Consider the following 14,348-nt stretch of genomic DNA (forward strand, 5'->3'; position numbering starts at 1 on the left):
AAAACGCATTCTTGCCCCCAATGATCGGCGCGATCAGGTGATACGCAGCAACTGCTTTGTTTCACCCCCTCAAACGCAAACCGCCCGCTCAAAGCGGGCGGTTGTTGTTTAGTCCTGAGGGATGATGCGAAGCCCCAGTTCCATCAACTGATCCGAACTCGGATCGGACGGCGCATCCATCATCAGATCTTCGGCGCGCTGGTTCATCGGGAACATCATGACCTCGCGGATGTTGGCTTCGTCCGCCAGCAGCATCACGATCCGGTCGATGCCCGCAGCACAGCCACCGTGCGGCGGAGCGCCGTAGTGGAACGCGTTGAAAAGGGCACCAAAGCGGGATTTCACTTCGTCCTCACCATAGCCCGCCAGTTCGAAGGCTTTCAGCATGATTTCCGGCTTGTGGTTCCGGATCGCGCCCGAGACCAGCTCATACCCGTTACAAGCCAGATCGTACTGATAGCCACGCACGTCCAGCGGGTTTCCGTTCAGCGCTTCCATACCGCCCTGCGGCATCGAGAACGGGTTGTGTTCAAAGTCGATCGCGCCGGTTTCCTCGTCCTGTTCGTAGATCGGGAAATCCACGATCCAGGCAAAGGCAAACCGATCTTTCTCGGTCAGGCCAAGCTCATCACCGATCACATCGCGCGCCTTGCCGGCGACCTTTTCAAAGGCTTTCGGCTTGCCGCCCAGGAAGAACGCGGCATCACCGACGCCCAGACCCAGCTGCTGACGGATCGCCTCGGTCCGCTCGGGACCGATGTTCTTGGCCAGCGGGCCAGCGGCCTCCATCCCTTCGCCCTGATCGCGCCAGAAGATGTAGCCCATCCCCGGCAGACCCTCTTTCTGTGCAAACGCGTTCATACGGTCGCAGAACTTGCGGCTACCGCCAGTCGGCGCTGGGATGGCGCGGATTTCGGTGCCTTCCTGCTCCAACAGCTTTGCGAAAATCGCGAAGCCAGACCCGCGGAAGTGGTCGGAGACCACTTGCATTTTAATAGGGTTCCGAAGGTCGGGCTTGTCGCTGCCATACCAAAGCGCCGCATCCTTGTAGGAAATCTGCGGCCATTCCTGATCAACCTTGCGGCCGCCACCGAACTCTTCGAACACGCCAGTCAGAACGGGCTGGATCGTGTCGAACACATCCTGCTGTTCGACAAACGACATCTCAAGGTCCAACTGGTAGAAATCGGTCGGCGAACGGTCCGCGCGCGGGTCTTCGTCACGGAAGCACGGCGCGATCTGGAAATACTTGTCGAAGCCCGACACCATGATCAGCTGTTTGAACTGCTGCGGCGCTTGCGGCAGTGCATAGAACTTGCCCGGGTGCAGGCGCGAGGGCACCAGAAAGTCACGCGCGCCTTCGGGCGACGAGGCGGTGATGATCGGCGTCTGATATTCACGGAAGCCCTGATCCCACATGCGGCGACGCATCGAGGCCACAACGTCCGAGCGCAGGGTCATGTTCTGCTGCATCGCCTCGCGGCGCAGGTCGAGGTAGCGATAGCGCAGGCGGGTTTCCTCGGGGTATTCCTGATCGCCGAACACCATCAGCGGCAGTTCGTCGGCCGCGCCCAGAACCTCCAGTTCACGCACGTAGACTTCGATCTCGCCAGTTGGCAGTTTCGGGTTCACCAGATCTGCGTCACGCGCTTTGACGGTGCCGTCGATGCGGATACACCATTCCGAGCGCACTTTTTCAAGCTCGGCAAAAGCCGCGCTGTCGCCATCGCAGAGAACTTGTGTCACACCGAAATGGTCGCGCAGGTCTATGAACAGCACGCCGCCATGATCTCGGACCCGATGCACCCAACCGGACAGGCGGACGGTTTCACCGACATTGGCGGCGGTCAGAGCGGCGCAGGTATGGCTGCGATAGGCGTGCATGGAATATCCCTTCGGGCGCAGAATTCGTCGCGCCGATACACCCTGTCAGGCGTGGAAAGTCAAGGCGGGTCGCGCCGTCAAAACGGCCTTTGAACGTTGCCGGAATAGAAATACACGCCCAGACCCACGGCAAAGATGATATTCCCCGCAATCGCGTGCAGCAACACCGCGTAGAAGAAGGACCCTCGTTTGCAATAGGCCCAGCTAAACAGCAGGCCGCCAACAAAAGTCATGACGGCGACGATCCAGCTCCAGTACATCAGATGGGCGAAAGAAAAGATGGCCGCGTTCAGGAGGTCGGCCTTGTGGCCGTCAGGTAGGATCCCATGGTAGCGGCGGTAAAACAGCGGGCGGAACAACAGCTCTTGCGGTAGCGCAGACAGTAGCGGATAGCCGACCCAAATGAACGCCAGCATTTCGGGCCGGTGTTTCAGCAGGAAAAAGGCGGCATCCGGGCGGGTCAGGTAGATAAGAGCAATGCAGAACAGTGCGGTAACTGTCGTGAACGCGACCAGTTCACGGACCGACCAGTTTGCCCAATTGTAGCGAAGTTCGGCCCATTGGAAGCCCGGTGTGGCATGCAACAGGACAATGCCCAGCCCAGTGAATGCAAACAAAGCCGGGAACATCCAGTTGGGCGGGAACAGGACTGCAATCAGCAGAGGGACCGCAACGAAGAACGCGCCGAATTCAAGCCGCAGACGCCCAATCGCCACAGGGCGGTGGTCCAACGCGCTGTCGTTGCTCATAACGCCACCAGCTTGGCTGGGATCAAGCCGCGCAGAGAATTACCCATGTATATCGCCTCGGCGGAACTCAGATCATTCATGGTTAGAACGGCCTCGGCCCAACCCTCCTCCAACAGCTGCTCGCGCAGAATGCCCGGTAAAAGACCGCAGGACAAAAGGGGAGTAAGCCTGCGCCCGTCCGGCATTTCAACGAACAGATTAGTAATGGTTCCTTCGCACAGCTCCTCCCGCTCGTTGAGGAACAGCAGCTCGTCAACGCCATCCGGCAGGGAGGCTCGGGCAGTATCATAGACCTCGCGGCGCGTGGTTTTGTGCTGCAACCATATGTCGTCCGAGTTTAGCCGGGTCTGAGAAATCCCCAACCGCCAGATCTCAGGATTGCGAGCCAAAGCGGCGGTGGTCAGCTCAAAGCCCCCGCCGACATCCATGGTCAACCGACACCGCAAGGGGGCATCGCTGGCAACGCCAGCCAAAACCGCAAGCGCCGCGTTGCGGTCGAAGGGCAGCGCCAAGTCCTTGGCCGTGCGCGCCATGCGGTTCAGATGCCTGTCACGCCGCAAGAAACCCTGATCGAGGTGAAAGCCCAGCGTTTCGATCAGGCGGAAGTCAGGCTCAACTGGTGGGCGAAGCGGGCTTTCCATAGGGCTTCCTCGTATTCAGATGGGGCTGTGCTGTCCCAAACCACGCCGCCGCCGACATTCAGGGTGGCGTTTCCATCGTCCATCATCAGTGTGCGGATGGCGACGTTGAATTCCGACCGGCCATCCGGCGCGGCCCAGCCGATGGTTCCGCAATAGATATCACGCGCCCAGGGCTCCAACTCGGACAGGATCTCCATCGCACGGATCTTGGGCGCGCCGGTGATGGAACCACAAGGGAACAGAGCCGTCATGATATCGGACAGCCCGGCCCCGACCTGCAGCTGCGCCCGCACCAGTGAGACCATCTGATGCACCGTAGCATAGGTTTCGACCTTGAACAGCTCGGGCACGTGAACCGAACCGGGCAGCGCCACGCGGCTGATATCGTTGCGCAGCAGGTCAACGATCATCAGGTTCTCGGCTCGGTTCTTCTCATCCGAGGACAGGAAGTTGCGGCGGCGGGCATCTTCTGCCATGTCCTCGCTGCGCGGTTGGGTGCCCTTCATGGGCCGCGTTTCGATCCGGCCAGTCTCATCCGTGCGGAAGAACAGCTCGGGCGAGCGGCTTAGAATGTCCGGCAGACCGTCCTGTTGAACCAGTGCTCCGTGGCCGACCGGTTGGCCGGACGTCAGCGCCGCGTAGAGCGCCGCGCTCTCCCCATCGACCTGCAGATCAATCGGGAAGGTCAGGTTCGCCTGATAGATATCCCCTGCCCCGATAGCATCATGCACTGCCCGGAAGGCCTGACTGTAGCGTGCTTCATCCCAACGCGGCTGAAACGCGGATACGCCGCCTTGCGCTTTGGGTAGCGCGCCTTGATCCGGTGCGTCATAGACTCCGAAACACAACAGTGGCAGCTTGCGGTCATTCGGCAGTAGACCATGCAGCCGAGGTTCCAGCACATAGCCCAGTTCATAACTGGCGTAGCCCGCCAGCCAGCTGCCCGCCGCGCGCGCGTCATCGAGGGCCGCCAACGCCTGTGGCACCTCGTCCGCGGCATCCGCCCGGATGATGTGGGATGGCCGGTCGAACCGGGTTCCCGGACCGGCAGGTCCCTGATCAAAACGAATACGCAAGTGCATCCTCATAAGCCGTGATGCGCGATATAGAGAATACTCTGCCAAGGGAAAGGGGGGAAAGCGGCAATTTCACCTCTGTTCCCGATACCTCTTGCACCTTTTCGCGCGGTCCCTATAACGCAGGACAATTTGGGCGCTGGGGCGGTGCCCTGACTCGCTGACAATCGAAGGAACAAGGCCATGCCGAGAAGAACCGACATCCAGTCGATCATGATCATTGGGGCGGGCCCCATTGTTATCGGACAAGCCTGCGAGTTTGACTATTCCGGCGCTCAGGCCTGTAAGGCGCTGCGCGAGGAAGGGTACCGGGTCATTCTGGTGAACTCGAACCCTGCGACGATCATGACCGATCCGGGTCTGGCCGATGCAACTTATATTGAGCCGATCACCCCCGAAGTGGTCGCCAAGATCATCGAGAAAGAGCGCCCCGATGCCCTACTGCCCACTATGGGTGGTCAAACCGGCCTGAATACCTCGCTGGCGTTGGAAGAGATGGGCGTGCTGGACAAGTTCGGTGTCGAGATGATCGGCGCCAAGCGCGACGCGATCGAAATGGCCGAAGACCGCGCCCTGTTCCGCGAGGCGATGGACCGTTTGGGTCTTGAAAACCCCAAGGCGACCATTGTGACCGCCCCCAAGCGCGAAGACGGCTCCACCGATCTGGACGCCGGTGTGCAAATGGCACTGGATGAGCTGGAAGAGATCGGTCTGCCAGCCATCATCCGCCCTGCGTTTACCCTAGGCGGCACCGGCGGCGGTGTTGCCTATAACCGTGAGGATTATATCCATTTCTGCCGTTCGGGCATGGACGCCTCGCCCGTCAATCAGATCCTCGTAGATGAAAGCCTTCTGGGTTGGAAAGAATACGAGATGGAGGTGGTGCGCGACACCGCCGACAACGCCATCATCGTCTGCTCGATTGAAAACGTCGATCCAATGGGCGTGCATACGGGTGACTCGATCACCGTGGCCCCTGCCCTGACACTAACCGACAAAGAATATCAGATAATGCGCAACGGCTCGATCGCTGTTCTACGCGAGATTGGCGTCGAAACAGGTGGTTCGAACGTTCAATGGGCGATCAATCCCGAAGATGGCCGCATGGTCGTAATCGAGATGAACCCGCGCGTATCGCGCTCATCCGCTCTGGCCTCCAAAGCGACCGGTTTCCCGATTGCCAAGATCGCCGCGAAACTGGCCGTCGGCTACACGCTGGACGAGTTGGACAACGACATCACCAAGGTCACGCCGGCGTCGTTTGAGCCGACCATCGACTATGTCGTCACCAAGATCCCGAAATTCGCTTTTGAGAAATTCCCGGGCTCGGAACCCTACCTGACCACCGCGATGAAATCGGTGGGCGAGGCGATGTCCATCGGCCGCACGATCCACGAATCGATGCAGAAGGCTCTGGCTTCGATGGAATCGGGCCTGACCGGCTTTGACGAGATCGAAATCCCCGGCCTGAATGTCGGTGTTTGGGAAGAAGCCGACGACAAAGCTGCCGTGATCAAAGCAATCAGTCAGCAGACTCCCGACCGTCTACGCACGATTGCGCAAGCGATGCGTCACGGTCTGACGGATGACGAGATTTTCGGTGTCACCAAGTTCGACCCGTGGTTCCTGGCCCGCATCCGCGAGATCATCGAGGCCGAGCGCCAGATCCGCAAAGACGGCCTGCCGGTTACCGAGGACGGCATCCGCAAACTGAAAATGCTGGGCTTCACGGACGCGCGTCTGGGCAACCTGACTGGCCGTGACGAAGACAACGTCCGCCGCGCTCGTCGGAACCTTGGCGTCAAGGCCGTGTTCAAACGCATTGACACCTGCGCCGCTGAATTCGAAGCGCAGACACCTTATATGTACTCGACCTACGAAGCTCCGATGATGGGTGAGGTCGAATGCGAGGCGCGCCCGAGTGACCGCAAAAAGGTTGTTATCCTCGGCGGTGGTCCGAACCGGATCGGTCAGGGTATCGAGTTCGACTATTGCTGCTGTCACGCCTGTTTCGCGCTGACCGATGCGGGTTATGAGACCATCATGGTCAACTGCAACCCTGAGACGGTCTCGACCGACTATGACACCTCGGACCGTCTGTATTTTGAGCCGCTGACCTTTGAGCACGTCATGGAAATCCTGACGAAAGAGCAGGAAAACGGCACGCTGCACGGCGTCATCGTTCAGTTCGGCGGTCAGACTCCGTTGAAACTGGCCAACGCGCTTGAGGCCGAAGGCATTCCGATCCTCGGCACCACGCCCGACGCGATTGACCTGGCCGAAGACCGCGAACGCTTCCAGGCGTTGGTCAACCAGCTGGGCTTGAAACAGCCCAAGAACGGCATCGCTTCGACCGATGAACAGGCGCTTGAGATTGCCGAAGAGATCGGCTTCCCGCTGGTGATCCGCCCCTCTTATGTTCTGGGTGGCCGCGCGATGGAGATCGTGCGCGATATGGATCAGCTGCGGCGCTACATCAACGAGGCTGTTGTGGTCTCGGGCGACAGCCCGGTTCTGCTGGACAGCTATCTGGCCGGTGCGGTGGAACTGGACGTCGATGCGCTGTGCGATGGCACCGATGTTCACGTTGCGGGCATTATGCAGCATATCGAAGAGGCGGGTGTTCACTCGGGCGACTCGGCCTGCTCACTGCCGCCCTATTCACTGTCGAAAGAGATCATCGAACAGATCAAGGAACAGGCATTCAAACTGGCCAAAGCGTTGAACGTTGTGGGTCTGATGAATGTCCAGTTCGCGATCAAGGATGGAGAGATTTACCTGATCGAAGTAAACCCACGCGCCTCGCGCACCGTTCCCTTCGTCGCCAAAGCCACCGACAGCGCGATTGCGTCCATTGCAGCGCGTGTGATGGCAGGTGAGAAACTGGCGGACTTCCCGAAACGCCCACCCTACAAGACAGTCGACGACAGCAAGATCGCCGACCAGATGACACTGGCCGACCCCGACATGCCGTGGTTCTCGGTGAAAGAGGCCGTGCTGCCCTTCGCCCGCTTCCCTGGCGTCGACACCATTCTGGGCCCCGAAATGCGCTCGACCGGCGAGGTCATGGGCTGGGATCGCGACTTCCCGCGTGCCTTCCTAAAGGCACAGATAGGCGCTGGAATGGTGTTGCCGTCATCGGGCCGCGCATTCATCTCGATCAAGGATGCCGACAAAGGGCCGGATATGTTGGAGGCCGCGCGCGTTCTGGTCGATCAGGGCTTCGAACTGGTCGCTACACGCGGCACGCAAACCTGGCTGGACGCGCAGGGCGTACCTTGCGAAGTGGTCAACAAGGTCTATGAAGGACGCCCCGATGTGACTGACCTGATGAAAGACGGCGGTGTTCAGCTAGTGATGAACTCGACCGAAGGCGCACAGGCGGTGGAAGACAGCCGATCGATCCGTTCAATCGCTCTCTATGACAAGATCCCCTATTTCACCACCGCTGCCGCCAGCTACGCCGCAGCGTTGGCGATCAAGGCGCAGGCCGAAGGTGACGTCGAGGTGAAATCACTGCAGGGTTGACCTGCAGCACCAGGAGACATGCAAAACCCCCGGTCGTTTACCGGGGGTTTTTTCATTTAAGCAGCGACCGCTTGCCGTTTCTCATCTCGCTGGAAGAAAAGCAGGTAGAAGACCGGGGCCGCGACCATGGTCAGGACCGTGGCAAAAGCCAACCCGCCCATGATGGTGACTGCCATCGAGACAAAGAACGCGTCGGTCAACAACGGGGCCATCCCAAGGATCGTTGTAACCGCAGCCAGCATCACAGGTCGCAGACGCGATACGGATGCTTCGATGATCGACTCTTGCAGGGGTTTTCCCGTTGCGCGGACCAGGTCAATCTCTTCGACCAGAACGATGCCATTCTTGATCAGCATGCCCGACAGGCTGAGCAGACCCAGAAGCGCCGTAAAGGTGAACGGCAGTCCGGTGCCCAGCAAACCGATGACCACGCCGTTCACCGACATGGGCACCAAAAGCCAAATGATGACCGGCTGGCGGATCGCATTGAACAACAACACCGAGATCAGCACCATGATCAACAGGCTCAGTGGCAATTGCCTGCCAAGGCTTTCCTGGGCATCGCCCGAGTCCTCGAACTCACCGCCCCATTCCATACGATAGCCGGGTGGCAGGTCCATCTCTTCAATCGTTGCGCGCACCTCAGAATGCACCTGCGCTGCGGTCACATCTGGTGGGATATCCGCGCCAACGGTGATTGTCAGAACCCGGTTGCGCCGGTGGACCTCGGTGTTGAGCAACTGGTATTCGAACCCGTCCACCATCTGTTCGATGGGCACGAATTGGCCTGACTGATCGGAATACACGACCTGATCGACGATCGAATAGTCACCCTCTGCAGGGCGGCGCAGAATGATCGGGATCAGGCGGTCACGCTCACGCAGGACGCCACCGGTAATGCCGTCGGTCGAGAATTGCAGCGTGGCCGCAATATCTTCACGCGAAACACCGGCTGTCTGCGCGCGTTCGGTTGCGTAAATCGGTTGCACCGCCAGCTCTTTTTCGCGCCAGTCATGATGGATGTTCAGCGCGTTCGGCGTAGCAGCGGCCATACGTTGAACCGCTTCGTCCGCCAACTGCCGCAGCACGGCTGGCTCGCTACCCGAGAAGCGGGCTTGAATCGGGGTGCCTCCACCCGGACCAAAAACCAGACGTTTGGTACGAAACTCGCTTTCAGGGAACTGAGCCACCCCAAAGGCCTCGAGCTCGGCCTGCAGCATTGGGATATCCTCCAGCGTTTCCGTCCGAATGATCATGTGACCGTAGCTTGGGTTCGGGTCCTCTGCGCTATAGGTCAGCATGAAGCGGGTCGCACCCTGCCCGACAAATGTGGTGACAGAAACCACATCGTCACGTTCCGCCAGCCAATCCTCGACCACGGCCATATCTGCGGAGGTACGCGAGATTGGTGTGCCCTGAGGCAGCTTGTAGTGGACAAAGAACAGCGGCGTATTCGAGTCCGGGAAGAACTGCTGCTTCATCAGGCCAAAGCCCGCATAACAGGCCACCGTCACAGCGATCAGCCCGGCCACGACGAGCCAGCGGAACCGCAACGCCCAGCGTAGGATCGCGCCGTAAACGCGGAACAGAAGGCTGCCATAAGCGTCAACTTCACCCTCTTTCCCCTGCTTGAAGAAGTAATGCGCCAATATCGGTGTTACTGTGATTGCCAGAACCCAGCTGAGCAGTAATGAGATCCCGATAACTGCAAAGAGCGAGAACAGGAACTCTCCGGTCGCATCGGGGCTGAGACCGATGCCCGCAAAGGCCATGATGCCGATGACAGTCGCGCCCAGCAGTGGGATCTGCGTTTTCGACGCCACCTCATCCGCCGCATCGCGCGAGGATTTACCGCGCAACATCGCGATCTGCATACCTTCGGCCACCACGATGGCATTATCCACCAGCATCCCCATCGCAATGATCAGGGCACCTAGCGAAATCCGCTCCATCTCAATCGAGAACAGCGCCATGAACAGCAACGTGCCGACCACGGTAAGCAGCAATGTCGTCCCGACTACAATGGCAGCGCGCCAGCCCATGAAAAGGCCCAGAACCGCAACCACGATGATCACCGACATGGCCAAGTTCACAAGAAAGTCGTTCGAGGCTTGCTCGACCACCACGTGTTGCTGGTAGATGGGCAGAATTTCCACGCCAAACGGGATTTGCGTATCCAGTTCCGCGAATTTTGCATCCGCGCGCTTGCCGACTTCGACGATGTTCTCGGCGGCCAAACCGGCAATGCCCAGCGTAAAGGCCTCGGTTCCATCGAAACGGATCATGATGTCCGGGTCGGTCTGACGGGCGCGGTAAACGTTGGACATGTCAAACAGGTTGATCACCTGCCCCTGTGAGCCGACCGACAACCCGGCGATGGCCGACACACTATCCGACCCTTCGGCTGTCAGAATGGTGGTGCGGTCGTTCTCGGACCGAACTGAGCCGGAGGAGTTGACCGAATCCGCGTTGGCAATCGCCTCGTTGATGGCTTGGATGGGGACGTTCTGGTTCACCGAGATTGACAGATCCGGTTCGATGAAGATCGCTTCTTGCGGCAAGCCCTGAACCTCGACATCGGCAACGCCATCGACGGTTAGCAGCTCACGCCGCAGAAAGGTCGCCAGTTCGTGCTTTTCTGCGTCCGAGAACCCTTCAGCAGTTACCGCATAGAACAAGCCGAACACGTCGCCGAAACCATCATTGACGTAGGGCTGATTTACACCGGATGGCAGGCCCCGCGCCGCGTCGCGCACTTTGGCCCGCAGACGGGTCCAGATGGCGGGCAATTCGCTGCCGTTATAGGTGGATTTGATCTCAACCTCTATCAGGGACTGACCCGGCTGATTCAACGAGGTGATCGTATCCACTTCGCCCATTTGCTGGATCGCCGATTCCAGAGGCTCAGACACTTCCAGCGCCACTTGCTCGGCCGTAGCACCGGGGTATTGCGTGACGATGACCGCGTTTTTGATTGTAAAAGCCGGGTCCTCTAGACGCCCCAGCGAAAGGAAGCCCCAAATACCCCCGAACAAAGCGATCAGTATAATCAGCCACGTGTAAAGCGGCCGGTCGATAGATGCGCGTGCAATTCTCATCCGCCCGCCCCTTAGTTCGAGAAGCCGGTGAAACGGCGCACGCTCTGGCCGTCTGTCAACGCTGAGCCACCTGCGACAACAACCTCATCACCGTCTGACAAGCCGGTTAGAACACGAACTTCACCGGTCTGCGTTGGTTCGATGGTTACGGGTGCAAGGCGTACCGTGCCCTCATCTGCGCCAACCGGAGAGAAGACCATCACGCCCAGCGCGCCATCCGCGCCAGCGACGATGGCTGACGCCGGCAGAACGATCCCCGTGCGGCCATCCCTGACATGCACGTTTACCGACACGGACGAGCCGGGCAGAATCTGCAGCCCCTCAGGCGGGGTCAGACCGAACTGAATGCGGAAAGTCTGCCCAACACTCGAGGTCTCGGCGTCAAACTCACGGATTTCCAGAGGGAAAACTTCGTCGCTTACGGGGAATTTGGCCGTGATCGTGATGTCATCCTGCTGACCCGAGCGTTGGAACAGGATCTCGGGGACGTCCACCTCGATCCGCAATTCCGACATATCGTGAATGCGCACAATCGGTGTCCCCGCCGACACGGTGGTAAAGGCCTCAACTGCGCGGCTTGATACAAGCGCGTCGAACGGCGCCGTCAGCGTTGCGTGTTCCAGCTCGTATTCCGCGTCGCGGAGGGCGATAGCGGCCAGTTGCGCTTCGGTTTCGGAATCATCGACCGCCACTTGGCTGGCGGTCGTGCCGCGCAACCGCGACAGGCGCGCAACGGTTCGGTCAGCCTGTTCTTTCTGCAGGCGAGCACGATCCAGCCTGAGTTCAAACGGCTCCTGATCCAGACGGGCAATCAGACCGTCCTTTGGGATGACGAACCCTTCGGTGACGGGCATCTCGACAATCTGCCCTGGAACCTGAAAGGCCAGATCAACGGTCTGACGCGCGGCGACGCGGCCGAAAAACTGCCGTGTGAAACCCGGAGCCGTTTCCTGCACCTGCATTAGCTTGACCGGTTTCGCGGTTTCTTGCGCGACAAGCGGCGTCGCCAAAACGGCCAACAGAAGGCCCAGAGAAGTCAGCTGTTTCATTTCTTCAATCCCTCGGGAATTCCCGTTTTCAGTACGTTGTCACGAATCTTGCTCGCCATCCGGGCGAACTCGGCTGTTTCTTCTGCATTCAGGCCAGAGGCCTCGTGAAACAGATCTCCGGCTGCTGACACCAACATGTCACGCGCGCTCTCGCCTTGTTCGGTCAGCACCAGCAACCAGGCACGGCGATCGTTGGGATCGCGCTGGCGCGCCAGATAACCGGCTTCTTCCAGAGCATCCGCAGTGGCCGTAATTGTGGATGGCACGCTGAGCATATCGGCTGCCAGAACACCCATTCGCTTGGGTTCATCTAGCTTGATCAGCATATGGCATTCCGGGTGGCTCAGGTCAGTTTCGATAGTGTCGAAGGTCTCTTCGAGTTTCCAATAGAGCGCATAGACGCCCATGATGGCCTGAATTTCTGGGCTCAAACGGCTAAGCCTGTCGCTAATACTGTCTGACATTGAAGAGACTCCGAGACGTCGTTGCGGGTCATATACTTCAAATTATGAACTATTCAATAACTGAAGTTGAGAATCATCCTCGGGCCTAGCTTCCCTCGGGTAACCAAGACTTGATCAAATGCCCCTGTGACTGCATTTTGAGCAAACCCAAAACGTTCAGGACTTGCCATGTATATCCCTGCAATCACCGGTACAGGCGTTTTCACGCCCGAAAACGTCATCACCAATGCCGAGTTGGTGCAAGCCTTCAACGCCTATGCCGACAAGGTGAATGCAGAGAACGCCCAGGCCATCGAAGCCGGGCAGATGGAGCCGATGCAGCACTCATCCGAGGAGTTCATCGTCAAGGCGTCCGGCATCGAAAACCGCTATGTGATGGATAAATCCGGCGTGTTGGACCCCGACACCATGCACCCCGCTTTGCGCCAGCGCAGCGATGACGAGCCGGGGATCATGACCGAAATGGCGGTGGATGCCTGCAACAAAGCACTGGCGCAGGCTGGTCGGACGGCGGCAGATGTCGATCTGGTGATCTGCGCGGCCTCGAACCACGAACGGGCCTACCCGGCCATTGCCATCGAGATACAGCAGGCTCTGGGCATCAATGGCTTTGGGTTTGACATGAATGTCGCCTGTTCCTCGGCCACGTTTGGCATTCAGGCGGCAGCGGATATGGTGCGGTCGGGTTCGGTTCGGTCCGCATTGGTTGTGAACCCCGAAATCTGCTCGGGCCATCTGGAATGGCGCGACCGGGATTGCCATTTCATCTTCGGCGATGTGGCCACGGCCACCTTGATCGAACGCATCGAAGACGCGCAAGGCCCGCATTTTGAGGTCCTGTCGACCCGCTGCGCCACCAGTTTCTCGAACAATATCCGCAACAACAACGGTTTTCTGCGCCGCTCGCGCCCTGATGGGATGATCGACCGGCGCGACATGCAGTTCATGCAGAACGGGCGCAAGGTCTTCAAGGAAGTACTACCCATGGTCAGCCAGCATATAAGCGACCACATGGAGGCCGAAGGCATCAGCAGTGACGACCTGACACGCCTGTGGTTGCATCAGGCCAACAAGACCATGAACGATTTCATCGGCAAGAAGGTCCTTGGACGCATGCCCGAGGCGGGTGAGCAACCCAATATCCTGCAGGACTATGCAAACACCTCCTCAGCCGGGTCGATTATCGCCTTCTCCAAATATTCGGACGATCTTGAGGACGGGGATATCGGGCTAATCTGCTCGTTCGGGGCTGGCTATTCGGTTGGCTCCGTAGTTGTGAAACGGAAATCCTAGTTCGACACTGAATTTGAGTAGCTGCCAGGCGGCGGTGCAATCGGCGCGTTCTAACAACGACCGCCTAAAGGCGGTTGGTGCCAATTTTCAACTAACGCTTTCTTCTTCGAGATGCAGTTTCATCTCAATCAGAACCTGCTGCAAAAGGCTGGTTTCCTTCAGCAGGCGCTTGGCTTCATTGACGGTGATGATCCCGTCTTCGATGGCCGCCTGATACTCGGTCATCAGCATGGCAAACCGCTGGCTCAGGGCGATGACATCCGCGTTCACGCCACCTGTACGCGGAGAATCCGTGTTGCGATCCCCGTAGGACAGGGTGATGTTCTTCAGGTCCGCCAGCGCCGAGGTAACATGCGGATAGTTGGCCGCGTTCTCTAGCCGCGCCACTGCGTCGACGGGCATGAACCGATCCGCGTGTTCCGAGTTGTCCGAATAGTAGCGGCCGAGCGTTGCCTTTGATTTGCCCGTGATCTCGCACGCGGCTTCGATCCCGACATCTTTCACCAAGGCTTCGGTGTGTTTCTTAAGATAGGCCCCGATATCTGCCATAGTTCTACCCTTGCTAC

The 14,348-nt window shown here is 58.9% G+C and carries 10 protein-coding genes; 2 read left to right on the top strand and 8 right to left on the bottom strand.

Going from position 1 to position 14,348, the window contains the following annotated elements; translation table 11 throughout:
* Positions 1-108: 108 nt before the first annotated feature.
* The 4 genes from aspS to ACR0JF_RS16740 form a co-directional block, all read right to left on the bottom strand.
* Positions 109-1,884, bottom strand: coding sequence for an aspartate--tRNA ligase (aspS, locus tag ACR0JF_RS16725; RefSeq protein ID WP_170662188.1), 1,776 nt, complete (start codon positions 1,882-1,884; stop codon positions 109-111).
* Between the two features lie 77 nt (positions 1,885-1,961).
* Entirely contained in the window at positions 1,962-2,633 is a 672-nt protein-coding gene (locus ACR0JF_RS16730) for a CPBP family intramembrane glutamic endopeptidase (RefSeq protein WP_170662191.1), read from the bottom strand.
* Positions 2,630-3,274 (bottom strand): aminotransferase class IV family protein, encoded by a 645-nt coding sequence (locus tag ACR0JF_RS16735; protein ID WP_170662193.1) that lies wholly within the window; start codon positions 3,272-3,274, stop codon positions 2,630-2,632. The genes ACR0JF_RS16730 and ACR0JF_RS16735 overlap by 4 nt, the downstream gene beginning before the upstream one ends.
* On the bottom strand, positions 3,229-4,356 hold the full coding sequence (locus tag ACR0JF_RS16740; RefSeq protein ID WP_170662348.1) for an aminodeoxychorismate synthase component I: 1,128 nt from the start codon (positions 4,354-4,356) through the stop codon (positions 3,229-3,231). Before ACR0JF_RS16740 ends, ACR0JF_RS16735 begins: the two co-directional genes overlap by 46 nt.
* A gap of 177 nt (positions 4,357-4,533) precedes the next feature.
* Between ACR0JF_RS16740 and carB the strand changes: the two genes are divergently transcribed.
* Entirely contained in the window at positions 4,534-7,878 is a 3,345-nt protein-coding gene (gene carB / locus ACR0JF_RS16745; protein WP_170662195.1) for a carbamoyl-phosphate synthase large subunit, read from the top strand.
* Positions 7,879-7,934: 56 nt separating this feature from the next.
* Here carB and ACR0JF_RS16750 read toward each other — a convergent pair whose 3' ends face one another.
* From ACR0JF_RS16750 to ACR0JF_RS16760, 3 genes are read right to left on the bottom strand one after another with little or no spacing between them, the layout of a single operon-like run.
* Positions 7,935-10,976, bottom strand: a complete 3,042-nt coding sequence (locus ACR0JF_RS16750; protein WP_170662197.1) for an efflux RND transporter permease subunit — start codon at positions 10,974-10,976, stop codon at positions 7,935-7,937.
* A gap of 11 nt (positions 10,977-10,987) precedes the next feature.
* Positions 10,988-12,025, bottom strand: coding sequence for an efflux RND transporter periplasmic adaptor subunit (locus ACR0JF_RS16755; protein WP_170662199.1), 1,038 nt, complete (start codon positions 12,023-12,025; stop codon positions 10,988-10,990).
* Complete coding sequence (locus ACR0JF_RS16760) at positions 12,022-12,489, bottom strand: MarR family transcriptional regulator (protein ID WP_170662201.1); 468 nt, start codon at positions 12,487-12,489, stop codon at positions 12,022-12,024. Before ACR0JF_RS16760 ends, ACR0JF_RS16755 begins: the two co-directional genes overlap by 4 nt.
* A 168-nt stretch (positions 12,490-12,657) precedes the next feature.
* Here ACR0JF_RS16760 and ACR0JF_RS16765 point away from each other — a divergent pair, with 168 nt between their 5' ends.
* Positions 12,658-13,782, top strand: a complete 1,125-nt coding sequence (locus ACR0JF_RS16765; protein WP_170662203.1) for a beta-ketoacyl-ACP synthase III — start codon at positions 12,658-12,660, stop codon at positions 13,780-13,782.
* A gap of 87 nt (positions 13,783-13,869) precedes the next feature.
* Here the strand turns inward: ACR0JF_RS16765 and ACR0JF_RS16770 are convergent, their stop codons facing one another.
* Positions 13,870-14,331 (bottom strand): hypothetical protein, encoded by a 462-nt coding sequence (locus ACR0JF_RS16770; protein ID WP_170374695.1) that lies wholly within the window; start codon positions 14,329-14,331, stop codon positions 13,870-13,872.
* Positions 14,332-14,348: the final 17 nt, after the last annotated feature.

This window comes from Ruegeria sp. BG11 (genome assembly GCF_056538565.1).